Below are 24123 nucleotides of genomic sequence, written 5' to 3' on the forward strand. Positions count from 1 at the left end.
ACAGATCTCACTTGGCGGAGGGCCGGGGCGCGTCGAGGCCGGCCGACCAGCCGCCGCCGAGGGCCTTGTAGGTTTTGATGGTCTGCAGCAGGGCGTCGCTACGGGCGCTGGTCAGGGCGGTGCGGGCCCCGCGCCAGGTCTGCTCGGCCTGCAAGGTGGCGGTCAGGTCGCTGAGGCCTTGGCTGTAGCCTGTTCGGCTGGCGGCGTAGGCGCGCGCAGCGCGGGCCTCGCCGGCGTCGAGCAGGTCGATGCGCCGCTGCGCCGCGGCCAACTGGGCCATGGCGTTCTCAGCCTCGCCAAAGGCGGTCTGGACGGCCTTCTCGTAAGCGACGGCGGCTTTGCGCGTTCGGGCGCTCTGGGCGTCAATCTGGGCCAGCAGAGCGGGATAGTTGAGCACCGGCAACGAGACGCCGCCGCCCAAGGTCCAGGTTCCGGTAGTGATCGAGGTGTTGCCGGTCTGGCCCAGGAAGCGGTAGCCGGGCGAGACGGTCTTGGACCAGCCAAGCCCCGGCGTCAGGGTGAAGGTCGGCAGGAGATCGAGCTCGTCGACCCCTAGCTGGCCGGTTGCCGAGGAGAATCTGGCGAGCGCCTCACGGACGTCTGGTCGGCGACCCAGGAGCTCACCCGGGACGCCAGACGGGATGGCCGGGGCGGCGCCCAGAGTCGGCTCGATGGGCAGGCTGTCGAGTGGATCGGCGCCCCGACCGACCAGGATCAGCAGGGTGCGGCGAGCAACGGCCAGTTGGGCCTGGAGGTTTTCGACCTGGGCCAAGCTCTGGGCCTGATCGGCCTCGGCGCGGTCGGCCTCGGAGGTCGCGGCCAGGCCGGCCTTGGCCCTGCCAGCCGAGAGATCGGCCAGGGCGGCGTTGACGCGGGCCGCCTGGCGCGCGTCGTCCAGTTGAACGGCCAAGCTCTTGGCCTGGACGTAGGACTCCGCGACGCTGGCGGCGAGGGCGGTGCGGCTGCCTTCATAGGCGAAGCGGGCGGCGGCCCAGTCGTTATCGACCACTTGGCGCGCGGCGCGGCGGCGGCCCCAGAGATCCAGTTCCCAGCTGACGTCGAAGCTGGTCGAGGCGGTGTCTGTGTCGCCGCCCTGGGTGAGGCTCGTTCCGCCGCTCGCGTCGAGGATCTTGGTGTGCTTGCGGCTGGCCGAGCTCTTCAGCGGCGTCGAGGGAATATAGAGCTGACGGATCTGGCCGCGGCGGTTGGCGCGGGCCTCGTCGAGGACGGTCTGGGCGCTTCGTGCGTCCGGGGCTTTCGCCAGGGCGGTTTCGATGAGGCGGGTCAGCTGCTGATCGTCAAAGCCCGTCCACCAATGGTCCAGGGCCTCGGCAGGCAGGGCCGCGCCGGCGGGCGCGGCGTAGGCGGCGGGCAGGCGGGTGTCAGGTGTCGGGCGGGGCGCATGGACGCAAGCCGACAAGGTGATCCCGGCTGCGGCGATGGCCAACACCGAGACGCTCCACCGGCTCGCCCTAAGGGGGAAGGGCGAGCCGGTCGTTGCGGTCGTCGGCCGCAAACCCCTGGGGGTGGCAGGGGGGAGGGGAAACCTCATGGGTCAGCCCGCCTGCGCGATGGAGGCGGGCTGGTCGGCGATGCCGCGATAGACCGCGACGACCTTGCCAAGAAAGGCCTCGATCACCTGACGCTCGTCCGACGACAGCGCCGAGACCACCCCCTCCAGCGCTTGAAGCATTGGCGAGAGTTGAGCGAAGGCCCGCGCGGCCGAGGCCTCGACGGGCACCACGAACACCGACCGACGGTCGCTGCCTCGGCGCTCGCGGCGGACGTGACCTGCGCGTTCCAGACGATCGACGACGAGGGTGGCGGCGGCCGTCGTCACCTTGAGGTGGGCGGCGAGCTGGCTGGGTTGGGCCTCGCCCTCGTGCAGCAGGTGCTCCAGGGCGGCGATGTCGGTGACATGGACGCCGAGGGTTTCGGCGACCTGTTTGCCGATCTCGCGGGTCAAGGTCGAGATCAGGCGCAGGTGGTGGCCGATTGGCTCGCGCGGCGTGTCGGCGCCGTGCGCGGATGGGAAACTGGGAGGAGCATCCATGGTCATGACGCCACGGATATTTATTAAGTGACTTAGTGGTCAACTTGCATAGCGATGCTTCTACTCGTCTATTTTCCCGTTATCCGACAGGCGGATTCTGGCCCGCGGATAGGCGGTTCAACTCGGGCCTGAACGGTTGGCGGTTCGCCATCAAACGCCCATCAGTGGGACCTGCGCCGCCGCTTTTTGAGGGCGGCCTTCAGGGTGCGCTCCTCGATGCCGCTGGCCAGCTTGTGCATGCGCCCGGACATACGAATGAGCGTGACCGAGAAGGCGTAGCGGTCGAAGTTCGGGCGCAGGTTGATCAGATGCAGGGTGTTCTCCACCAGGCCGGCGGCCGCTAGGGTGAGCGGTCCCGTCATTCCCGAATTGCTTTGTGCGACAAGAAGTACGGTCTGCCTGCTTTCCGACAGCCCAAGCAGTTCGCAGGGGATCTTGTGATTGCCGTGGATACGCGTGGAGGCGTCCTTGTAGAGTCCGCGGTCTTCGGTGCGGTTGGCGAGTTCTTCCAACTTGCGGAAGTTGGGCTTGGTCTGGTTGCCGGTGAGGGACGCGGCCCAGCCGTTGTCGTTCTTCATCGCGTCGCCGAGCGTAGCGACAATGTGGTCTGCACGATCTTTGAGTTCGCGCAGCTCTTCATCGGCGGCCGCTTCGTCTTCGGTGATGTCTTTGCCCGCCAGCACGTGAGGGTGGGCAAGGTAGCGCTCGGCCAAGTCCTCTCCGTGCTCGCGGATGAGCACCATGATCACGTTGATTTCGTGCAGGGTGCGCCAGCGCGCGAGGGCGCCGTCGGCGAACCCGCCCTTCATCAGGCAGATCATCTCGGAGACGACCAGGAGCGCCCTCGCGTGAAGGTGGGTGAGGGCCTCGAACTCGTAATCCTGCTCCTCGAAGGCCTGGGGGCGGAAGTGGAGGTTGAAGTTGCCCCCGATCTCCTCGCAGCACACCCAGATCACTTCCATCAGATCGAAGGCGGCCTTCCAGCGGCGAAGGTTTCGCTTCTCGAACCCGGCGTTGGTCCTGCGCCGCCGCCGGAGCATTTTTGGCGCTCCCTTCATCAGGGTCTTGTCCAGGCCCTTGCTCGCCGACTTCGCAGAGGCCTCGAGGATCCGATCAAGCTCCTCGGCCGGCACGTTCTCCAGGCCGCCAGCCTCATGCAGGACGGACTGGATGTCGCGGTGCCATTCGTCCATCGGCCAGACGTCGTCGTCGTCCTTCTGTTTGGGCATGGGTCGCTCTTTGCTGGGGCCGGTCTAGCGCATTCGGAATTTGACGACCGGGGGCGCGGCCACTGTGGAACAGACTTCACCGTTGGCGACGCGGGGACAAGCAGAGCCGGGAAGTTGGAAAGTCTTGCGAGGACTCTCAGGGTTTTAGCGCGAGCGCCTGGACATGCCGCTGAGCTTCCCGACCGCCTAACCAGATAGACCACCCGAACCTCGGGATCAAAGTGCGGCGGCCTTCGCCATCGCCTGTCTTTGCCCTCCAGGGCGCGATCGGCCGTCGAAGACTATGGCGCGCCGAGGGGAATGCGCAGTCTTGGGAGGCGTGTCGATCACGCGCTCCATTCCAGCCGCCAGGATCCGCTGGCTCCCCATCCTCGCCGCAGTGGTGCTGGTGCTCGGCTCAAGCTGGACGGCGACGCAGTGGACCGCAGCCCAGCTTGGTTACCAGGAGGCCTTGGGATCGCCCTGGCAGGTGATCGCCGGATACCCAGTCTATCTGCCGATCGCCTTCTACGGCTGGTGGTTCGTCTACGACGCCTACGCGCCGGCGGTGTTCTTGCGCGGCGCCGTGGTGGCCGCCTCGGGAGGCCTTCTGTCGGCGGCGGCGGCGGTCGTACTGTCGATATCGGCGGCCAAGGACAAGGGGCCGGCCTCTACCTTCGGTTCGGCCCGCTGGGCGAGAGCCGCCGAGGTCCGGAGCGCGGGCCTGACCGGCGAGGCCGGCGTGGTGCTGGGGCAACTGGACGGCGTCTACCTGCGTCACGACGGGGCCGAGCACGTGCTGTGCTTTGCGCCGACCAGGTCAGGCAAGGGCGTTGGTCTTGTCGTCCCCACGCTCCTGACCTGGGCGGGATCGACGATCATCCACGACATCAAGGGCGAGAACTGGACGCTTACGGCCGGCTTCCGCGCCAAGCTTGGTCGAGTGTTGCTGTTCGATCCGACCAACCTGGCCTCGTCGGCCTACAACCCGCTGCTGGAAGTCCGACGGGGCGACTTCGAAGTTCGCGACGTGCAGAACATCGCAGACATCCTGGTTGATCCGGAAGGCTCGCTCGACAAGCGTAGCCATTGGGAAAAAACCAGCCACGCCTTGCTCGTGGGCGCAATCCTGCACGTCCTCTACGCCGAGACCGACAAGACCCTGGCCGGGGTGGCCACCTTCCTATCGGACCCGCAGCGAACCATCGAGCAGACGCTGTCGCTGATGATGCGCACGGCGCATCTGGAGGAGGACGGGCCCCACCCCGTAGTGGCCAGCGCGGCGCGTGAGCTCCTGAACAAGAGCGACAACGAGCGCTCGGGCGTGCTTTCCACCGCCATGACGTTCCTGGGTCTCTACCGGGATCCCGTGGTCGCGGCGGTGACCGCGCGTTGCGACTGGCGCATCAGCGATCTGGTCGATGACGGCCCCTGCGCCCTCTACCTGGTGGTGCCGCCGTCCGACGTCAGCCGCACCAAGCCGTTGATCCGGCTCCTGCTCAACCAGATCGTCCGCCGTCTCACCGAAAGCCTGCAGGGCGTGGAGGCCCGCCAACCCATGCTGCTGATGCTCGATGAACTGCCCGTCCTTGGCCGTCTCGACTTTCTCGAAAGCACTTTGGCGTTCATGGCCGGCTACCGGGTGCGGGCCTTCCTGATCACCCAGTCCCTCAATCAGATCGAGCGGGCCTACGGTCCCAACAACGCCATCCTCGACAACTGCCATGTTCGGGTATGCTTCGCCACGAACGACGAGCGCACCGCCAAGCGCGTGTCCGACGCCTTAGGTACGGCGACCGAGGAGCGGGCGATGCGCAACTATGCGGGCCATCGTCTGTCGCCGTGGCTTGGCCACCTGATGGTGTCCAAGGCCGAGTCTCCCCGACCGCTGCTGACGCCCGGCGAGATCATGCAGCTTCCGGCCGACGAGGAGTTGGTGATGCTGGCGGGAAGCCCGCCGATGCGGGCTCGCAAGGTGCGCTACTACGAGGATGGGCGCTTTACCCAGCGGATACTGCCGCCTCCCGCGCCTGGGCGTGGACGGCGACAAGCGGACGGCTGGGCCGCCGCTGCGCCGCCACGGCCGCTCCTGCAATCTCCTGGCGCGATCGACGATGCGGGCGATGGTCAAGATGGGCCTGAGGCCCGGGTCCTGGCGATCGCGATAGACCCGCCGGCGCCCAACCGGCCGATCGACGAGTTCGGGTTCGAAGATCAAGTCGATCGCGACGACGTCGACGAGCGCCAACGCCGGCAAAGGCTGATGCGGCGTGTGGCCCGTCAGGCCGTGATGGACCCCGACGATGGGGTGGAGCTCTGAGCATGCGGACCAAGCACACCTTCAGGCTTCCCCCCCAGCTTGCCGCGCGCCTGGCCGAATACGCCCTGCGCAAGAGGATCTCGCAGGCCATGGTGGTCGAGGCCGCGCTGGAGACCTTCCTGTCGCCGGATGGAGCCGAGCAGTTGGAGGCGGCGCTCAGCCGCCGGCTCGACCGGCTGTCGCGGCAGGCCGACCGCATCGAGCAGCAGTCGTTGATCGCCAACGAGGCGGTGGGATTGTTCGTCCGCTTCTGGCTGGCAAACACTCTGGCTCTGCCGGAGGCGGCCCTGGCCGCTCAGCAGGCCAAGGGCCGAGAGCGCTACGACAACTTCCTGGCCGCGCTAGGCCGGCGCATCGCCAAGGGGCAGAGCCTCTCTCAGGACATCGCCGCCCGCGACCAGGTCGATCAGGATCTGGCTTAGGGCGTCGTCGCTGGCGGTCCAAACCGCCTGACCGACTTGGGCTCGCCCGCCATGAAGGGGTTCTCCCAAGCCGAGGGAACAGCGTCGCGCCAGACTATCCAGGGGATGCCCGGGAAGATGGCCAGAACCGTAGCTCTGTCAGAGAGGTGCTGGATGTGCTCGGTGGCTCCGCCGCGACCGCTTTTGCGGATGATCTTCTCACCGGTGAGTTGCTTGCCGACGGTCGCCGTCCAGGTCTCGCCTCGATTGGTGAAGGTGATCGAGTAGATCCGTTCGCTTGGAGGAAGGGGTGCACATCGCGCTGCCCGCGCTAGCTCAGCATACGCCTCCTCCATATCTTCAGGCTCAACGAAAGGAATAAAGAACGGTGGCGGATCAAGCTTCATCTAGACGGCTTCCTCTTCGATCTCGTCGTCGTCCGGGTCCAGTCCGTAGAAGCTTGAGTTGTCCACATTCAGGTCGGTGGGTTCGCCGAATGTGAGGGTTTCGCCGATGCTGACCTCGAGATTGGCGGTGAACGGATAGTGGTCCTCCATGGTGGCCCCGTCGCCGCGTCGAAAATCCGAGCCCGATCCGTACTGGAGCGTGACGTAGACGGTGCCCTCGAGGGCTAGGTCCAGGCGGTGGACGCCCAGATCGACGATCTGGATATTCTCCACCGACGTATCCTCAACGATCGTGTGGGTCGAGAGCTCGTCCAGCGCGCCGACGGTCTCGGACATGAGCTTAACCAGGACGGGCGTGTTGATCGACTTGTGTAGCTCTTGGATGACGGCGTCGCGGCATTGCTCGACGGTCTCCATCAGGCTGGATAGAGCGATGAGGATATCATCGGCAAGGACACGGATCTCGGCGTCGCCGGCGACGATGGTGTCGGGCCTGACGTGGGTGGCCTTGTTTAGAGCGTCCATGGCCTCGATCAGCGGGTCGATATACTCCTCGCGATCCAGTCCAAGCGTGCCTTCAACATAGCTCGGATAAAGTCCGGCGTGGGCGATGTAGCTGGCGCGCTGGGCGCGGGTGACCGTCCGAGTATCCCGCGCCTGCACGAACCAGCCGCACTGCCGTACAGCGTCATCGGGCGCGCGGGTGTGGAGAATGTGGCCGGCAAGTTCTCGCACAGCGGCCGCGAAGAGGTTGCCGCCGATCGGGTTGTCGGCGTCCATCGCGACCTTGAGGCCGCCGCTCAAGACCTTGGTCGTGAAGTCGTCGTTGGACCAACGAAGCCGGAACTCATCCCAGCCGGCCTGGAGTGTTGGCCAATCCGGCGGGGTCTGGGGAACGATGTCGGTCATGGCATCCACGCTCTCTATCCGAGAAGACAAGTTCTCGATTTATGCGACGACTAGCGGTCGATGCGATCCTAAAACTGTGCCGTAGAGCACGGATGCCTGACGCAGCATCGACGGCTCGGACCCCGGTCTCTTTGTTGATCGGCGTAGGTCCGTAGTTCCGTAGATCCTGAGCGCATGCGCCCGCGCACGCCGGCGCCTGTCTTTGCACGCCAGCCCGCGAGAGGCGGGTGGTCCTTGTTGCAAGGCTCCAGATCCAGTCCCCTTTAGTCAGCCTCCCTCGCGCCGTCGGCGCTGCCTGGAGGCCCCGACTGTGTCGATCCACGCCCTATCCGATGAGCCGGCCCGGCGCAGCCGCGCGATGCTGCGCACGGCGCTGGGACCGCTGATCTGCGCTTGGCTGGAAGCTGACGACGTCATCGAGATCATGCTCAATCCTGACGGCCGATTGTGGCTGGAGCGGCTGGGCGGGTGCGTTCAGGACACCGGCCGAAACATGACCGCCAGCGAGGCCGAGCGGATCGTGCGCCTGGCCGCCCACCATGTCGGCGTCGAGGCGCACGCGGGCAATCCCCGGGTGTCGGCGGAGCTGCCGGGCGGAGGGGAGCGCTTCGAAGGGCTGCTGCCACCCGTGGTCGCCGCCCCGACCTTCGCGATCCGCAAGCCCGCCGTCCGGTCGATTTCGTTGTCGGCGTATGAGGAGGCCGGCGTCATGACCTCAGGCCAGGCGCAGGCCCTGCGCCTGGCTCTGGGCCAACGCCGCAACATCCTGGTGGCCGGCGGCGCCTCAAGCGGCAAGACCACCCTGACCAACGCCGTGCTGGGCGAGCTTTCCGGTCGCGACGAGCGCGTCGTGCTGATCGAGGACACCGTCGAGCTGAAGTGCCCGGCGGCCAACACCGTGGCCTTGCGCAGCAAGGAGGGGGTCGCCTCGCTGCGCGATCTTCTGCGCTCGACGCTGCGCCTGCGACCCGACCGGATCATCGTCGGCGAGGTTCGCGGGGCTGAGGCGCTCGATCTGGTCAAGGCCTGGGGCACAGGTCATCCCGGCGGAGTGGCCACCCTCCATGCGGGCACTGCCCTCGGCGCCCTGCGGCGGCTGGAGCAACTGATCCAGGAGACGGTGAGCCAGGCCCCGCGCGAGCTGATTGCCGAGACCATCGACGTCATTGCCGTGCTCTCGCGCCAGGACGGCGTCAGGCGCCTGACAGAGCTCTGCGCGGTGTCGGGCTTCGAGGCCGGCGCCTACCAGCTTTCCCCCCTAGGAGACGACCAATGACCTCGTCGAATGCGGCCGCGCGCCGCAAGCGCCGGCTGCTGGCTGAGACCACGCTCGATCGCTTCGGCGCGGCGGGCGTTACGGTCATGGGCCTGATCTATGCGGCGCCGGCAGGGGCGGCGGGCTCGTCGATGCCGTGGGAAGCGCCGCTGCAGTCGATCTTGGAATCGATCGAGGGGCCGGTGGCCAAGATCGTGGCGGTGATCGTGATCATCGTGACCGGTCTGTCGCTGGCTTTCGGCGAGACCTCGGGGGGCTTTCGCCGGCTGATCCAGATCGTGTTCGGCCTGTCGATCGCCTTCGCCGCGTCCAGCTTCTTCCTGTCGTTCTTCTCGTTCGGCGGTGGAGCGCTGGTCCTGTGAGGGGCGGGGATCTGCCGGCCGGCTACTACGCGGTGGTCCGTCGGGCGCTCGTCGAGCCGATGCTCCTGGGCGGGGCGCCGCGCACGGTGGCCATCGCCAACGCCACCCTGGCCGCGGCGATCGGGCTTGGGCTTCGGCTGTGGCTGCTCGGGCTCCTGCTTTGGCTGGTAGGCCACGCGCTGGCGGCCTGGGGCGCGCGCCATGATCCCCAGTTCGTCGAGGTCGGGCGCCGGCATCTGCGCTACCCGACCTATTTGCGGACCTGACCGATGATGGCCTTACGCTCCTACGGCGACGCCGGCGCCAAGCTGGCCGACTATCTTCCCTGGGCGGCGCTGGTCGCTGAAGGCGTGGTCCTCAATAAGGATGGCAGCCTGCAGAGGACCGCGCGATTTCGCGGTCCCGACCTCGACAGCGCCACGGCCGCGGAGGTGACCTCGACCGCCGGCCGGCTCAACAACGCCCTGCGCCGTCTTGGTTCGGGCTGGGCGCTGTTCGTCGAGGCTCGGCGTGATCCGTCGGCGGACTACCCCTCGAGCCGCTTTCCCGATCGGGCCTCGGCGCTGGTCGACCTGGAACGCCGAGAACAGTTCGCTGAAGCCGGCAGTTGCTTCGAGAGCCGCTACTTCCTGACCTTCGTCTGGCTTCCGCCCGCCGAGGACCAGGCGAGGTTCGGGGCGCTGATGGTTGAGGGGCGGTCGGGCAGAGGCCTTGACGCCTGGGAACAGGTGCAGAGCTTCATCCAGCGAACCGATCGAGTGCTCCAGCTCTTGGATCCGTTCATGCCGCTGGCCGAGTGGCTGGACGACACTCAGACGCTCTCGTTCCTCCATGGCGCGGTGAGCACGGCGCGGCAGTCGGTTCGTGTTCCTGAAACGCCGATGCACCTTGATGTCCTGCTGGCGACCGAGCCGTTGGTTGGCGGCCTGGAACCCAGGCTCGGCGACCAGCACTTACGCACCTTGACCATCATCGGTTTCCCGAGCGCGACCTTCCCCGGCGTCCTCGATGAGCTCAACCGGCTGGCCTTTCCCTATCGTTGGTGCACCCGGGCCCTGATGCTCGACAAGGTCGATGCGGTGCGCCTGCTGTCGAAGATCCGACGCCAGTGGTTCGCCAAGCGCAAGTCGGTCGCCTCCCTCCTCAAGGAGGTGATGACCAACGAGGCTTCCGCCCTGGTCGACACCGATGCGGCCAACAAGGCGGCCGACGCCGACGCGGCGCTGCAGGACCTCGGCGCCGACGACGTTGGCCAGGCCCTCGTCACGGCCACCGTGACGGTGTGGGACCCCGACCCGCGTGTGGCGGTCGAGAAGATGCGCTTGGTCGAAAAGACCATCCAGGGGCGGGACTTCACGGTCATCAGCGAGACGGTCAACGCGGTCGAGGCGTGGCTGGGAAGCCTGCCGGGCCAGGTGTTCGCCAATGTCCGCCAGCCGCCGATCTCGACGTTGAACCTGGCTCACATGGCGCCGCTTTCGGCGGTATGGGCGGGCCCGGACGAGGATGCTCACCTTGCAGCGCCACCATTGCTGCGGGCCAGGACCGACGGATCGACGCCATTCCGGTTCTCCCTGCACTTCGGCGATGTCGGACACTGCCTGGTGGTCGGCCCCACCGGCGCTGGCAAGTCCGTGCTTTTGGCGATGATGGCGTTGTCGTTTCGCCGTTATGCCGACGCCCAGATCTTCGGCTTTGATTTCGGGGGTTCCATTCGCGCGGCGACCCTGGCGATGGGCGGGCGCTTCCATGATCTTGGCGGGCAGGAGACGCCGTCGCTGCAGCCCCTGGCCAGGATCGACGAGCCGGCCGAGCGCGCCTGGGCTGCGATCTGGCTCGGCGCGATTTTGCGAGAGGAAAGCGCTTCGCTCGGCGCCGAGGGCCGAGATCGGCTCTGGTCGGCGCTAGGCGCTCTGGCCACCGCGCCCGTCGAGCAGCGTACGCTCAGCGGCCTGGCCGCCTTGCTGCAGGACGCCTCGTTGAAGTTGGCGCTGGGGCCCTACTGTGTCGGCGGGGCGGCTGGGCGCCTGCTCGACGCCGAAGCCGAAAGCCTACAGGCGGCCGCGATCGAGGCCTTCGAGACTGAAGGCCTGGTCGGCGGCGCGGGGGCCGCGGCGGTGCTGGCTTATCTCTTTCACAGGATCGAAGGGCGTCTCGATGGGCGGCCGACCCTGGTGATCATCGACGAAGGGTGGCTGGCTCTCGACGATCCGGGGTTCGCCGGCCAAATCCGCGAATGGCTGAAGACGCTGCGCAAGAAGAACGCCAGCGTGGTCTTCGCCACCCAGTCGCTGGCCGACATCAAGGACAGCGCCATCGCGCCTGCGATCATCGAAAGCTGCCCGACGCGGATCTTCCTGCCCAACGCCCGCGCGCTCGAGCCTCAGATCGCGACCATTTACGAGAGCTTCGGCCTCAACGCCCGCCAGGTCGAGTTGATCGCCCGCGCCACGGCCAAGCGCGACTACTACTGCCAGTCGCCGGCCGGCGAGCGCCTCTTCGATCTGGGGTTGGGGGAGGTCGCCCTGGCGTTCAGCGCCGCTTCCTCGAAAGCCGACCAGGCGTCGATCACCCGCGTCCTGGCCGAGGCTGGGGACGAAGGGTTCGCGGCCGCCTGGTTGCGCGATCGCGATCTGGCCTGGGCCGCCGACCTTCTCGCAGACCTTCCTCCGGAGCTTCTGTCATGATCAACGACCTTGTCCGTCGCCGCCTTCTGCTGACCGCCACGGCTTTGCTGATCCCCGCGCCGGCGCTGGCCCAGCTGACTGTGTTCGACCCGTCGAACTATGCCCAGAACCTGCTGACGGCCAGCCGCACGCTCCAGCAGATCAACCAGCAGATCACCGCGCTGCAGAACCAGGCCCAATCGCTGCTCAACGAGGCGCGCAATCTGACGAGCCTGCCGTACTCCTCGATCCAGGCCCTGCAGGCCCAGTTTGAGCAGACCCGCGCCCTGATCAACCAGGCCAAGGGTCTGGCGCTGAAGGTGGCCGATATCGAAGCGGCGTTCACGACCACCTATCGGCCGGCGACCGCGTCGGCGACGAGCCAAGGCCTGCTCGCCGACGCCAAGACGCGCTGGTCCAACAGCGTCGCTGCGTTCCAAGACGCCCTGAAGGTGCAGGCCAGCGTGGTGGGCAATCTCGACGGCGCCCGCACCGAGCTCAACCAACTGGTTTCAGCCAGCCAATCGGCGAGCGGCGCCCTGCAGGCGGCCCAGGCCGGCAACCAACTGGTGGCGCTGCAGGCCCAGCAGCTGTCGGATCTGACCACGCTACTGGCGGCGTCAGAACGGGCCAGGACGCTGGAGGCGGCCCAGCGCGCTGCGGCCCAGGACCAGGCTCAGGAACAGCTCAAGCGCTTCCTGGCGCCCGGCACCGGCTATCAGCCCGGGGACGCCAAGATGTTCAACCAGCCATGAGCCCCAAGGCGCTCTTCCGGCTCGGCGCGATCGGCTTTGCGACCCTGGTGATCCTCGTCGCGATGATCCAGGCGAGCCGCCATCCGGTCTCGTCCCCACCCAACATGACCACGGCTTCGCGGGCTCCCATGCTGGCCGACGACAAGGCGGTCCTGGCCCGGTGTCAGCATCTTGGCGCGGCGGGGGCGGAGGATCCCGAATGTCTCGCGGCCTGGCGCGCCGCCCGCAGCCGGTTCCTCGGCGTGGCCGCCAAGGAGGCGCGCTGAGATGGAGGGCACGGGTGTCATCGACCGCTTCCTGGGCGTCTTCACGCGCTACATCGACTCCGGCTTCGGGTTGCTCGGCGGGGAGGTGGCGTTCATCGCCACCACCCTCATCGTCATCGACGTCACTCTGGCGGCGCTCTTCTGGAGCCTGGGCGAGAGCGAAGACGTCATCGCCCGCCTGATCCGCAAGACCCTCTTCATCGGCGCCTTCGCCTATCTGATCGGCAACTGGAACGGCTTGGCCAGGATCATTTTCGAGAGCTTCGCGGGACTTGGAGTGAAGGCTACGGGCGCGGGGTTCTCGATCGACGATCTTATGCGCCCCGGCCGGGTGGCCCAGGCCGGCATCGAGGCGGGCCGGCCGCTGTTGGAGAGCATTTCCGGCTTGATGGGCTACGTCGCCTTCTTCGAGAACTTCATCCAGATCGTGGTGCTGCTGATCGCCTGGCTGGTCGTGATCCTGAGCTTCTTCGTGCTGGCCGTGCAGCTGTTCGTCACCTTGATCGAATTCAAGCTGACGACCCTGTGCGGGTTTGTGCTCGCGCCCTGGGGCCTCTTTGGCAAGACGGCGTTCCTGGCCGAGCGAGTGCTCGGCGCGGTGGTGGCCTCGGGCGTGAAGGTCATGGTGCTGGCGGTGGTCACGGGCATCGGCTCGACCTTGTTCGAGCAGTTCACCGCAGGTTTCGCCGGTAGCGAGCCGACCATCGAAGAGGCGCTGTCGGTCGTCCTGGCCTCGCTCTGTCTGCTGGGCCTTGGCCTATTCGCGCCGGGGATCGCCAGTGGCCTGATCTCCGGCGGTCCCCAGCTCTCGGCCGGCGCGGCCGTCGGCACGGCCGCCGCGGCCGGCGGCGTGATGGTCGCGGGCGGGGCGTTAGCCGGCATGGCCGTTGGTGGCGGCGCAGGGCTTCTCGCCGGCGCAGCGCGGGGCGCTGCCGCCCTGGCCGGTGGTGCGACGGGCGCGGCTCAGGCCGGCGGCGCAATGGGCGTCGCCAAGGCGGCCGGCGGGGCGGCCGCCAGTCCGTTGCGCCGGATGGCTCAGAGCCTTGGCCAGAGCTTCGAAGGCGCACGCCGCCGTCAGGCTGATCCGGGTGAAGCGCCGCCACCGCCCCAGGGCGGCGGTCAGGCCCAGCCGCAGTGGGCCCGCCGCATGAAGCAAGGCCAGACCATCGCGCACGGCGCGTCCGCGGCGGGTCACGCGGCTTCGTCGTGCGGCAGCGGCGCGGGCGCTTCTGTCGATCTCTCGGAAGGATCGTGATGATGTTCAATAGACCCGGCGTCCGCTACGGCCAGACGCCTGAACTGGACACTCCCTATCGCAGGGCGAGGCAAGCCTGGGACGACCGCATCGGAGCGGTGGCGGTCTCGGGGCGACGCGCTTGGCGCCTGGCCCTTGTGCAGGGGCTGTCGATCATCGCGCTTTCCGGCGCCCTGGTCTGGCAGGGCGTCCGTGGCCAGGTCGTGCCCTGGGTCGTCGAGGTCGACCGCTTCGGAGAGGCCAGGGTGGTGGCGCCGGCCAGCGTGGACTATCGGCCGACCGATCCGATGATCGCCGCGCGCCTGGGCCGCTTTGTCGAGGAGGTTCGCTCGGTGTCGGCCGATCCGATCGTGGTCCGGCAAAACTGGCTGCGGGCCTACGACTTCACCAGCCCCAAGGGCGCGCGGGTGCTTAGCGCCTACGCCCAGGGCGCCGATCCTTTCCTGCGGGTGGGCAAGGAGCAGGTTTCGATCGAAGTCGTCACCGTCCTGCGCGCCTCGCCCTCCAGCTTCCGCCTGGCCTGGATCGAGCGCCGCTACCAGGACGGCGCCCTGATCGGGACCGAGCGGTGGTCGGCGATCATCACGCTGGTCGAGCGCCCGACCCGGCGTGTCGACGAGCTCAAGAAGAACCCGCTGGGGGTGTTCGTCGACGCGATCGACTGGTCCAAGGAGATGGGCTGATGACTGGCTGCCGAGTTTCCATCCTCGCCGCGGCGATGCTTGCGGCCGCCGGGACGGCGCAGGCCGCGCCGAGCACGCCGAAGGCGGCCCCCAGTCGAGCGGTCGCCAACGCCAACGCCGCCGCCCGCGTCCAACCGCAGGCCTCGACCTTCCAGGGCGCGGTTCAGCGCTACGCCTGGACGGAGGGCGGGCTCTATCAGGTCTATGCCGCGCCAGGGCGCGTCACCGACCTGGTGCTCGAGGCCGGAGAGACGCTGGCAGGGGCGGGGCCGATCGCCGCCGGCGACACGGCGCGCTGGGTGATCGGTGACACCGAGAGCGGGGAGGGCGAACATCGCCGGGTTCACGTCCTGGTCAAGCCGACCTTGCCTGGCCTGGCCACAAACCTGGTGATCAACACCAACCGCCGCACCTACTATCTCGAGCTACGGGCGAGCGCGGCCACCTACATGGCCTCGGTGGCCTGGTCCTATCCGCAGGACGCCCTGATCGCGCTGAAGCGGGCCAAGGCCGCGACAGCTGAAACCACTCCTGCGCTCCCTCAAGGCGCGCCGGTCGCGCCTCAAGCAGCGCTCGCCCCCAGCTTCGCGGCCCTCAATTTCGATTACCAGGTCAGCGGGGACAAGGTGGCCTGGCGTCCCCAGCAGGTGTTCGACGATGGTCGGCAGGTCGTCCTGGTGTTCTCCGGTACGGTCATCACCGGCGACCTGCCGCCGCTGTTCCTGGTCGACGACACCGGTCGCGCCGAGCTGGTGAACTACCGCCTCGACGGCCGCCGGATCATTGTCGATCGTCTGTTCGACAGGGCCGAGCTGAGGCTGGGCGACAAGCGTAAGGCCCGACGGGTGCGGATCGAGCGCGCCTCGGGCGTCGGCCGATGAGCGGGCAGGGCAAGGCGCCCGAGGAGATCGTCAAGCTGCGAGCCGCTGCACCGAAGGTCGCTCGCCTGTCTCGCCCCGTGGTGCTGACCGCCGCGGGACTGGGCGCGCTCGGTGTCGGCGCGGCCCTGGCCATGGCCCTGCAGCCCAAGGCCCCCAAACCGGTCAAACCGGCGGAGATTGCTGACACCAAGCCGCCGCTGTCGATGATGGCCGAAGGTCCCAAGACCTACAGCGACGTGCCGCGCCTTGGCCCCCCACTGCCGGGCGACCTTGGCGGTCCCATCCTGGCCGCCCAGAACCGGACCTCCCCAACCGCTGCACCGTCGTCGGCGGTTGCGAGTTCGCCTGAAGTCCAGGCTCGGCGCGCGGCGCTCGAGGCGGCCAGGGCCAGTGGGGTCTTCCTGCCGAATGCAGGGCGGGAACGTAGCAGCGCTGAACCGCCCCGCGCGCCGCCGGCGTTGCCAGATCCGCTGCCGGTTGCGGTGTCGGGGAACCTGCCTGCTGAGCTCCCGCCGATCCAGGCGTCGGGCGGCGACCAGGCGCAGAAGCGCGCCTTCCTGCAGGCGAGCCGGACGCCGACGATCAGCGCCCACACGCCTCAGCCTCGTGCTGGCCGCCTGGTCCTTCAGGCCCAGACGGTGATTACCGCGGCCCTGGTCACGGCCGTAAGCTCGGACCTGCCCGGACCGATCTCGGCTCAGGTCACGCGGCACGTCTATGACAGCCTCACCGGGCGCACCGTTCTCATTCCACAGGGATCGCGCCTGTTCGGGACCTACGACTCCCAGGTGAGCTTTGGTCAGCGGCGGTTGCTCCTGGCCTGGGACCGAGTCGTCTTCCCAGACGGACGATCGTTGGAGCTCGACCGCCTGATCGGCGGCGATGCCGCAGGTCGCTCGGGGGCCTCCGACAAGGTCGAGGCCCATTGGAGCTCGATGGCCAAGGCGGCGCTCCTGTCGAGCACCCTTGGCGTCGCCGCCGAGCTGGGCGCTGACGATGAAGGCGGCGTCGCCCGGGCGCTCCGCCGGGGCGCCCAAGACACCTTCAATCAGGCGGGCCAGCAAGTCGTCCGCCGGCAGTTGGATGTGCAGCCGACGCTTACCCTTCGCGCCGGCCTGCCGATCACCATCCTGGTGACGCGCGACATCGTTTTCGATGGTGTGCGTTAGGCCGCTTGGGTCAGAAGCGACAGCAAGGGCCTGAGCGCCGGCTTTTCGGGTCTTCGGCCGACGACGGCCTTCAGATCGAGGAACGTCCTGGCGATCGGCCGGTAGACGACGCCGGTGACGGGGACAACGGACCCCTCGTTGATCAGGGCGCAACCCTGACCCAGCGCGACCAGACGGGCGGCTGCTCCGGCGCCGGCCGATACAGGCGCTGGGGCATCGGAGGCGCGGCGCCGGCAGAGCGCGCCGATCTCGGCGGCGATGGCCGCCGGCGTCAGCAGCCGGCGATCTGAAAAGTCCGCCCAGGTGACGGTGCGGCGGTCGGCCAACGGATCGTTGATCGGTACGGCCGCAAAGACGTGTTCGCGCCAAGCCGGAAATACGGAAAGCCTGGCCGGGGGGCGAACAAGCAGCGCCAGGTCCAGCCGGCCCGACAGGAGGTTAGCCGAGAGCGAGGCCGCATCGCCCTCGATGAGATCGAGGCGAAGCCCCGGCGCCCGCGTCATCAGGCTACGCAGGATCTCGTGGAGGGGGCCGCCACCAAAGCCGCCGAGCACGCCTAGGCGCAGGGTCTCTGCTTGCTCGCGACCGACGTCGACGGCTGTTTCCACCGCCAAGTCCAGATCGATCACCGCCTCGCGCGCCGTGCACACGAAGCGGTCGCCGGCGTCGGTGAGGCGCACGCCCTGCGGCGTCCGTTCGAAGATCTGGGCGCCGAGTCTGGCCTCCAGTTCCTGGATACGCCGAGACAGGGCCGACTGCTGAACGCCCAACGCTCGGGCTGCGCGACGAAAACCCCTCATCTCCGCGGCCGCCAGGACGTAACGCAGATGGTGCAGTCCGACCCCAGCCCGTAAGCTGGCGCGGCCCGTCTCGACGACATCAGGCGTGTAGGGCGGCGCGGGCATGAAACCGTATCGGCGCCGCGCCAAGGCGGCCTGGAGCCCGATGCAACAGCGCATAGCAGCGCGCATCCACTCTATACTGCGAATATACGCTCAATATCTGCAGACTCATCGCAGCTAGAGGTGGCGTGCTAGGGGATGAACGCGTCGGGCGGCTTCCCTGAGCCCGCTCCAGTCCCTAGACTCGGTGCGCCGCCCTCGCGTTGCGGAGGATGAAAGGACCGATGAAGACCTCCCTGGACCATCTGCCGGCCGGCAAGCGCAAGGAACTGGATCTCGTCGTCGAGGTGCTGCGCCAGGGGTTCGCGGACGCCTTGAGCCGGCGGACGATGCCGCGCTACCGCGACGGCAAGCTTTTGAAGATCATCCTGTTCGGCAGCTATGCGCGCGGCGACTGGGTGGAAGACCCCAAGGGACGATACTTCTCGGATTACGACCTGCTGCTCGTCGTCAACCACGAGGATCTGACCGACCTCCAGGAGTTCTGGGGCAAGTCCGACGAGGTCCTGCTGCGCGAACTCGCCTCGGGCGAACGTCTGCGGACCCAGCCTAGCTTCATCGTCCATAGCCTTGATGACGTGAACGAGCAGCTGCGCCTCGGCCGCTACTTCTTTACTGACATCCTGAAAGACGGGATCGAGCTTTTCTGTGAAGACGAATTCTCATTTAACCTTCCGGGATCGCTGTCAGCCCAGGACGCCTATGCGGAGACTAAGGGCTACTTCGATGAGTGGTTCGAGAGTGCGGACCAGTTTTTGGAGACCGGTCGGGATCACATCGCGAAAGGGCCGAGATGGTCGAAAAAGGCAGCTTTCGAGCTGCATCAAGCCGCAGAACGATTTTATCACGGCCTCGTCTTGGTTCTCACGCTCTACAGCGCGAAGACCCATCGTCTGAACCTGCTGCGAGATCGCGCTGAAGCAATGGACACGCGGTTGGTTGGCATCTGGCCGGGATCCAACAAATTCGAACGCCAGGGCTTCGATCTGATCCGTCGGGCCTATGTGGAGGCGCGCTACTCCAAGTCCTATGAGATATCGACCGATCATCTCGACTGGCTTGTAGGTCGGGTCGAGGCGTTGAAGCAGATCGTCGAGATGATTGCGCAAGAACGGATTATGGAGTTGAAGCGATTGGCGGCCTAGTGGGTGCATTTACTAACCGCTTGCCGATGGGGTCAGGCCGCTGGTCGGGTCTGCTGCCGTGCTCGCGTACGACGAGGCGAGCTGCTGGTGACACCCCAATAGGCCAAGCTTGAGTTCCGTTCGGCCGTGATCGACTCTACTGCTAGGATAGCGAGTCGGTCGAACCTGAGTTTTCATATGCCTGAAGCCTATAGCGAGGCCGCCAAGCGCCACTACGCTGACGCCAAGACCCTCGCGGCGAGCCAGCGCTTCGACAATGCTGGTCACCTGATTGGCTTCGCGGCAGAGTGTGCGCTAAAGCATGCGTTTGAATTGCATGAGCCCCAGCGCGAGAACCCCCGGCTTCATCTTCCTGATATCGCGGGGGCAATGCTGCGGCGTTTGAGTTCACGCAACACGAAAACCGCAGGATTGAGAACGCTGTTACTGCAAACTCAGGCGGCCTTCTTCCACGACTATAGCGTTTCCGATCGATATTCGGCCAACGGCACAGTAACGGATGCCATGTATTTGCAGTGGGAAGCGCTTGCGCGTAGGACGTTTGGCGCGGCGGGTATCAGGCAATGACGATGCAAAGCCACATCCGATTTGATTCTGCCCTGGAGGCGATGGCGCGCCTTGCCGATCAGCACCTTGGACGAGCGGTCGTCGAGTCAGGCCTGTTCCTTCGTGATGCCAGCGGCCTTCTTACCTTCATTCTAAGGACCGAGGTAGAAGTGGGTGCGCGGGCGCAGTTCGATCAAGCGGCTAACGCTCTGCTTGGTCGATATGTCGATGGTCCCTCTGCCACGGCCGAAGAGCTCTTTGATCCACAGCTTGACGAGCCTGGGATAGGACTCCCCGAGCCTATTCAGCTTGCCGGTGGGAGCGCCGTTATCCGGTTGTTGGATCGCCGCATTGTTGGCCAGGATTGGAATACCCCAAACTTGGCGTTCAATGCAGGCATTCCTGTCCTCACCTTCTTTAGTTGCAAGGGGGGGGTAGGTCGATCGACTGCGCTTGCTGTGGCGGCCGCATCGCTGTCTGACGCGGGCCACGACGTCATGATCATCGACCTTGATCTTGAGGCACCGGGTATCGGAACGATTCTGCTGCCCCCGGAAGATTTGCCGCAGTTCGGCGTGCTGGATTACCTCGTTGAGCAAGGTCTCAACCCGACCGACGGTGCTTTTCTCGAAGATTGCATTGCGCCATCGCCGTTGACGGCGGGGCGTGGTCTGGTCGAGGTCATGCCAGCTGTTGGGCGCCAGGGCGTGGCCAGTCCGCAGAACGTGCTGCCCAAGCTTGGACGGGCGCTGATAGATCGTGTCGGTCCTGACGGCGACACCTACTCTTTCATGCGTCAGGTACAGGCTCTAGTCAGAGCGATTATCGCGCGCGGTCGCACGTCCGTGATCCTAGTCGATGCGCGCGCCGGCCTTAGTGAAAGCTCGGCCGCTGCGGTGGTCGGTCTGGGCGGAACGGTACTGATGTTTGGCGTGGACACGCCTCAGACGTTCGAGTGCTATCGCTATCTTTTCGCTCAGCTCAACCGGTACGCTCTTGAGGCTGGTCACGCTGAGGACTGGCGTTCGGGCCTACAGATGGTACATGCCAAGGCAGGCCGCGGCCTCGAGGCTCACCAGCATTTTCGCGATCAGGCACAAAATCTGTTCGCCGAGTTTCTCTATGATGAGGCCGGGCCGTCCGACTTGGACGGCTTCAATTTCGATGTCGATGACGATGCCGCGCCGCACTACGCGTGGCCGATCCCATTCGATGCCGACTTTGCTGAGTTTGATCCCCGTTCGCGTCGCGACCAGCTCAGCCGTGAATTCTTTGATCGCAGCTTCGGTCCCTTCGTGCGTAAGGTGATTGAGACTGTCGCAGACTTGCAGGGCTCAGCGACGTGAACGGTCAAGAAGAAATTCGTTCGGTACTGCGCTCACTGAGCCCGTCGGTCGCGCACCGTGCTGCCGACAAGCCCAATGTCGCGGAAATTTACTCCCCGCCCCACCACGCCAAGGCGCTCGATCCCAACCGTGCGCTGGTTGTTGGCGGTCGAGGCGTTGGGAAAAGCTTTTGGGCATCCGTGCTGTACGATGCTGAAGCTCGAAAGGCGGCCAGCGAAGCCTATCCGGAGCTTGGTCTCGACAAGCTCGACGTCGAACTCGGCTTTTATGAGGGGGCGATGGGGAGCGGGAACATCGCTCCCTCACCGTCAACCCTGAAGGCTGCTCTGAAGATCGCCGAAGATCCGGCATCGATCTGGCGCAGTGTCATCCTCAAGGTTCTCGCGCCAAATGTCGGGCCGGCTGCGTTCAATGATCGCGTCAAGTGGATCGAAGAGACGCCGGAGGCATTCGAGGACGCCTTGCTAGAAGTCGATCGGCGACAGGCCGAAGATGGGCGCATCCTGCTTATCGTGTTCGACGCGCTTGATGTTCTGGCGACCGATTGGGATTCGATCCGGACGCTCACTCGTGGGTTGGCCCGGCTGGCGTTGGAAATGAGCGCTCGTAAGGCGATCCGTATCAAGATGTTTATGCGGCATGATCAGTTTGAAGACATGCGCCGCAAGACATTTGCCGATTTTTCTAAGCTTCGCACCGCGGCCGTTGCCTTGACTTGGGAGCCAGAAGATCTTTATGGGGTGCTGTTCACACGGATCTGGCGCGATAATTCTGCACGCCCGGTTCTTGCGCAGCTCGGTAAAGAGCTTCAGCTTCAACTAGATCTGAGCAAGTCCGACCTTCCCGAGCTTATTAAGGTCTCACCCAGCCACCAAGAAGCCTTGTTCGCTACAATTGCGGGCGAGTTCATGGGGACGAACAAGAAGCGTGGCCGGACGTACACGTGGATGCCCAAGCACCTGGCTGATGCGCATGGTGAGACGAGTCTTCGCAGCTTCCTTATCGCGCTGAAGGAAGCGGCTGATCGCTCGAGCAGCGCGATCGAGACCGCGATTGATCACGTCGGCATCAATGCTGGTGTTCTCAAGGCGTCTGATACGCGCCTAGAAGAGTTGCGCGAGGATCATCCGTGGGTAGACGACGCGCTCAATGCACTTAGCGGCCTTACTGTGCCATGTGCTGAAAGTGATGTTACGGAACTTTGGCGGGCGGCGGGAACGGTGGACCTGATTGTTTCCCATACGAATGATGCCCGCCCGGCAGCCCCTATCCAACTCGATGCCCCAGAGTTCGCGACCGTACCAGAGAAGGCTCTGCTTGCTGCCTTGATTGATCTTGCGGTTATAGAGCGTCGCTCTGCCGAAAAGGTCAATGTTCCGGACATCTTCCGAGTTGCCGCGCGTATCAAACGCCGCGGCGGCATCGCTCCCCGGCCTAAGCGGTAGTGTCAACGCGCGGCTCTGATGGGCCTTTCCCCATCGGAGGCGCTGAGCCCGACTTTTGGATTGGCGTCGTGGGCACTGCATTGTCGATCGGATGCAACCACACTACGACTTCTACCCGCGGGCGCCGCCCTATAGGCGCTGGTCTTGAGCCGGGGGTTATCGGCGGCGGCCAGGGCTGAAACTGGTGGGCCTTTCTCATCGCTAGGTTTCCAACGCCCGCCCCCTTTCTCCACCAAACGTCGATCGCCGACTTGCCTAGCCGCCCCGATTGATTCAGGATTCCAGGGCCGGCGCTGCAAGCGCGGGTGGGGTGTGGAAACCCCTTGCGATGCCAACGAGACATAACGCCTGGCGAGCGCCGCCAGGCGCCAACGCCCAATTCCGGGCGCGCGCCGACGCGGCCACATTGCGGCTGCCCGGCCTCGATTGCTTGCGGGTTTCCGATCGCCCCTGTCGATGACGGAGCGGTCGATGAACCGGAACCTGCAGCGCGCTGCCACGCGCCCCGACGATGGTGAAGAGGGCGCGACCCTTGATGAACTCTACCGGCGCCACGCCCCTTGGCTGGGGGCCATGGTTCGCAAGCAGTTTGGGGGAAGGCTCGGCGCCGAGGCCGACGATGTGGTGCAGGAAACCTACGCCCGTCTGGCCCCTCATGCGGCTGGACGCATTCGCAGCCCGCAGGCGCTGCTGATGCGCATTGCCTCCAACCTCGCCAAGGACCTGCTGCGCCGACGCGCCGTGCGCGGCCGCCATGTGGAGCAGAGCGCGCCGGCGCCTGACTGCGCCGTTGGCGGCGATGCGCTCTCGGATCTCCTGATCAAGGAGATGATATTGTCGATGCCGGAGCAGTATCGTGACGTCTTCGTCTTGAGCCGCTTCCATGGAATGACCTATGAAGAAATCGCCACACGCTGTGGTTTAACGATCAAGTCGGTGGAATGGCGCTTGAGCAGGGCCATCGCCCATTGTGTGAAGCCTGTGCAGGACTGAGCGGAAGAAGCCGATCATGAGTCTTTCGATCGTCCCGACAAGCCAAGCTCGCGAAGAGGCGGCCGACTGGTTTGCGCGGCTGAAGAAGCGACATGTCGCCGCCGCTGACCTTGAGGCGTTTCGCATCTGGCGCAAGAAGCCGGGTCACAAGGAGGCCTACGACGAGGTCGACGCTTTTTGGCGCAAGAGCGGCGCCGTCGCTGGTCATCCCGAGATCAAGGCGAGCGTCGAAGACGCCCTGAAGCGGAGCGAACCCCGTGCGGGGCGCCGCCCTGGCTGGAGCATCAAGCCCGCGCTCGGCGCCATGTTAGGCCTCACCGGCGCGGCGATCCTCCTGGGCGGCGGGTATCTTGCCACCGCACCACGCGGCTACACCACCGAGGTCGGCGAGCAGCGGACCCTGCAGTTGTCGGACGGTTCGACCCTGATGCTGGACACCGCCAGCAAGGTCACCGTCGCCATCTCCGGCAAGCGCCGGGAGCTGCGCCTGGTCCGTGGGCAGGCCATGTTTGATGTCGCCCACGATCCGGCGCGGCCGTTTGTCGTCGTCGCCGGCGACACCTCGATCACGGCCTTGGGGACGCGCTTCGATGTTCGACGCGAACAGGACGGGGCGCGGGTGACGCTGCTGCGGGGGGCGGTCGAAGTCCGTGCGGCGGCTAAGTCCGGTGAGCGCACTTGGCGGCTGTCGCCGGGGCAGGGTCTTTCGACCCAGCAGCTTACGCCGAAGGTGGCGTCGATCGACACCGAAGCCGCGACGAGTTGGACGCGGCGCCAGTTGATCTTCCGCGGGGTCCCCCTCGGAGAGGCGGTCGCCGAGGTCAATCGATACGACCGGGCGAAGATCGAGCTCGATATAGGCGAGATGGCCGAAGACCGAATGTCGGGCGTGTTCGACGCCGGCGACATGGAAACCTTCATCGGCGCGATCGCCGAGATGCACGACCTGGCCATCGACAGATCTCGGCCTGGCCTCGTTCGGCTCACCCGCAAGTCGGAGAACAAGCCGAGCTGATTTTTTTCGAGCGACGCCAGGGGAAGGGCGAGTGAGCCGCGTCTATGGCCCGACGTTTAGCGCCGTGCACAGAAGATCCGTCCAACGACGGACGCGGCGGGACGTCGGAGGGGACTTCTT

24 protein-coding genes are annotated in these 24123 nt (G+C 66.1%); 18 read left to right on the forward strand and 6 right to left on the reverse strand.

What is annotated here, in order from left to right; genetic code table 11:
• Positions 1-7: 7 nt before the first annotated feature.
• The 3 genes from C1707_RS08145 to C1707_RS08155 form a co-directional block, all read right to left on the reverse strand.
• Positions 8-1450, reverse strand: a complete 1443-nt coding sequence (locus C1707_RS08145; protein ID WP_240633889.1) for an efflux transporter outer membrane subunit — start codon at positions 1448-1450, stop codon at positions 8-10.
• A gap of 105 nt (positions 1451-1555) precedes the next feature.
• Positions 1556-2053, reverse strand: a complete 498-nt coding sequence (locus C1707_RS08150; protein WP_101714421.1) for a MarR family winged helix-turn-helix transcriptional regulator — start codon at positions 2051-2053, stop codon at positions 1556-1558.
• A 161-nt stretch (positions 2054-2214) separates the two neighbouring features.
• On the reverse strand, positions 2215-3282 hold the full coding sequence (locus C1707_RS08155; RefSeq protein WP_101714336.1) for a DUF5677 domain-containing protein: 1068 nt from the start codon (positions 3280-3282) through the stop codon (positions 2215-2217).
• 337 nt (positions 3283-3619) lie between these two features.
• On the opposite strand from C1707_RS08155, the gene C1707_RS08160 reads away from it, so the two are divergent.
• Positions 3620-5581, forward strand: a complete 1962-nt coding sequence (locus C1707_RS08160) for a conjugal transfer protein TraG (RefSeq protein WP_420808275.1) — start codon at positions 3620-3622, stop codon at positions 5579-5581.
• Positions 5582-5583: 2 nt separating this feature from the next.
• Positions 5584-6003, forward strand: a complete 420-nt coding sequence (locus C1707_RS08165; RefSeq protein WP_101714338.1) for a CopG family transcriptional regulator — start codon at positions 5584-5586, stop codon at positions 6001-6003.
• On the opposite strand, the gene C1707_RS08170 is transcribed toward C1707_RS08165, so the two are convergent.
• Positions 6000-6389: a hypothetical protein gene (locus C1707_RS08170; protein WP_145998442.1), complete on the reverse strand. Its 390-nt coding sequence runs from the start codon at positions 6387-6389 to the stop codon at positions 6000-6002. The genes C1707_RS08165 and C1707_RS08170 overlap by 4 nt on opposite strands.
• Complete coding sequence (locus C1707_RS08175) at positions 6390-7298, reverse strand: pPIWI-associating nuclease domain-containing protein (protein ID WP_101714340.1); 909 nt, start codon at positions 7296-7298, stop codon at positions 6390-6392.
• Positions 7299-7656: 358 nt separating this feature from the next.
• Here C1707_RS08175 and trbB point away from each other — a divergent pair, with 358 nt between their 5' ends.
• Genes trbB through C1707_RS08225 form a run of 10 tightly spaced genes read left to right on the forward strand, consistent with a single transcriptional unit; the run spans position 7657 to position 16611 of the window.
• Positions 7657-8574, forward strand: coding sequence for a P-type conjugative transfer ATPase TrbB (gene trbB / locus C1707_RS08180; RefSeq protein ID WP_101714422.1), 918 nt, complete (start codon positions 7657-7659; stop codon positions 8572-8574).
• Positions 8571-8936 carry a TrbC/VirB2 family type IV secretion system protein gene (locus C1707_RS08185; protein ID WP_205686829.1) on the forward strand — a complete coding sequence of 122 codons (366 nt, stop codon included), beginning with the start codon at positions 8571-8573 and terminating at the stop codon, positions 8934-8936. Before trbB ends, C1707_RS08185 begins: the two co-directional genes overlap by 4 nt.
• 59 nt (positions 8937-8995) lie before the next feature.
• Complete coding sequence (locus C1707_RS08190) at positions 8996-9202, forward strand: VirB3 family type IV secretion system protein (protein ID WP_240633958.1); 207 nt, start codon at positions 8996-8998, stop codon at positions 9200-9202.
• 3 nt (positions 9203-9205) lie between these two features.
• Positions 9206-11623, forward strand: coding sequence for a conjugal transfer protein TrbE (gene trbE, locus C1707_RS08195; RefSeq protein WP_101714342.1), 2418 nt, complete (start codon positions 9206-9208; stop codon positions 11621-11623).
• Positions 11620-12357 (forward strand): P-type conjugative transfer protein TrbJ, encoded by a 738-nt coding sequence (trbJ, locus tag C1707_RS08200; protein WP_101714343.1) that lies wholly within the window; start codon positions 11620-11622, stop codon positions 12355-12357. Before trbE ends, trbJ begins: the two co-directional genes overlap by 4 nt.
• The gene (gene trbK-alt, locus C1707_RS08205; RefSeq protein ID WP_101714344.1) at positions 12354-12623 is read left to right on the forward strand and encodes a putative entry exclusion protein TrbK-alt; all 270 of its coding nucleotides are present in this window, start codon (positions 12354-12356) and stop codon (positions 12621-12623) included. The genes trbJ and trbK-alt overlap by 4 nt, the downstream gene beginning before the upstream one ends.
• A 1-nt stretch (position 12624) precedes the next feature.
• Positions 12625-13878 carry a P-type conjugative transfer protein TrbL gene (gene trbL, locus C1707_RS08210; RefSeq protein ID WP_101714345.1) on the forward strand — a complete coding sequence of 418 codons (1254 nt, stop codon included), beginning with the start codon at positions 12625-12627 and terminating at the stop codon, positions 13876-13878.
• A gap of 2 nt (positions 13879-13880) precedes the next feature.
• Entirely contained in the window at positions 13881-14561 is a 681-nt protein-coding gene (trbF, locus tag C1707_RS08215; RefSeq protein WP_101714424.1) for a conjugal transfer protein TrbF, read from the forward strand.
• Positions 14561-15442: a P-type conjugative transfer protein TrbG gene (trbG, locus tag C1707_RS08220; RefSeq protein WP_101714346.1), complete on the forward strand. Its 882-nt coding sequence runs from the start codon at positions 14561-14563 to the stop codon at positions 15440-15442. The genes trbF and trbG overlap by 1 nt, the downstream gene beginning before the upstream one ends.
• Positions 15439-16611, forward strand: coding sequence for a TraB/TrbI/VirB10 family type IV secretion system protein (locus tag C1707_RS08225; protein ID WP_101714347.1), 1173 nt, complete (start codon positions 15439-15441; stop codon positions 16609-16611). The genes trbG and C1707_RS08225 overlap by 4 nt, the downstream gene beginning before the upstream one ends.
• On the opposite strand, the gene C1707_RS08230 is transcribed toward C1707_RS08225, so the two are convergent.
• Complete coding sequence (locus tag C1707_RS08230; RefSeq protein WP_164467304.1) at positions 16608-17516, reverse strand: LysR family transcriptional regulator; 909 nt, start codon at positions 17514-17516, stop codon at positions 16608-16610. The two genes, C1707_RS08225 and C1707_RS08230, sit on opposite strands and share 4 nt — an antisense overlap.
• Before the next feature lie 221 nt (positions 17517-17737).
• Between C1707_RS08230 and C1707_RS08235 the strand changes: the two genes are divergently transcribed.
• The 6 genes from C1707_RS08235 to C1707_RS08255 all read left to right on the forward strand — a co-directional run bounded on the left by C1707_RS08235 (position 17738) and on the right by C1707_RS08255 (position 24003).
• Positions 17738-18658, forward strand: a complete 921-nt coding sequence (locus C1707_RS08235) for a HEPN domain-containing protein (RefSeq protein WP_101714349.1) — start codon at positions 17738-17740, stop codon at positions 18656-18658.
• Between the two features lie 177 nt (positions 18659-18835).
• Positions 18836-19225: a hypothetical protein gene (locus C1707_RS26055; RefSeq protein ID WP_145998443.1), complete on the forward strand. Its 390-nt coding sequence runs from the start codon at positions 18836-18838 to the stop codon at positions 19223-19225.
• A gap of 2 nt (positions 19226-19227) precedes the next feature.
• On the forward strand, positions 19228-20550 hold the full coding sequence (locus tag C1707_RS08240; RefSeq protein ID WP_164467305.1) for a KGGVGR-motif variant AAA ATPase: 1323 nt from the start codon (positions 19228-19230) through the stop codon (positions 20548-20550).
• Positions 20547-21995 carry a hypothetical protein gene (locus C1707_RS08245; RefSeq protein WP_145998444.1) on the forward strand — a complete coding sequence of 483 codons (1449 nt, stop codon included), beginning with the start codon at positions 20547-20549 and terminating at the stop codon, positions 21993-21995. The genes C1707_RS08240 and C1707_RS08245 overlap by 4 nt, the downstream gene beginning before the upstream one ends.
• A gap of 471 nt (positions 21996-22466) precedes the next feature.
• Positions 22467-22988 carry an RNA polymerase sigma factor gene (locus tag C1707_RS08250; protein ID WP_101714352.1) on the forward strand — a complete coding sequence of 174 codons (522 nt, stop codon included), beginning with the start codon at positions 22467-22469 and terminating at the stop codon, positions 22986-22988.
• 16 nt (positions 22989-23004) lie between these two features.
• Positions 23005-24003, forward strand: a complete 999-nt coding sequence (locus C1707_RS08255) for a FecR family protein (RefSeq protein WP_101714353.1) — start codon at positions 23005-23007, stop codon at positions 24001-24003.
• The last annotated feature ends 120 nt before the right edge of the window (positions 24004-24123 follow it).

This window comes from Caulobacter flavus (genome assembly GCF_003722335.1).
GTDB classification, from domain to species: domain Bacteria; phylum Pseudomonadota; class Alphaproteobacteria; order Caulobacterales; family Caulobacteraceae; genus Caulobacter; species Caulobacter flavus.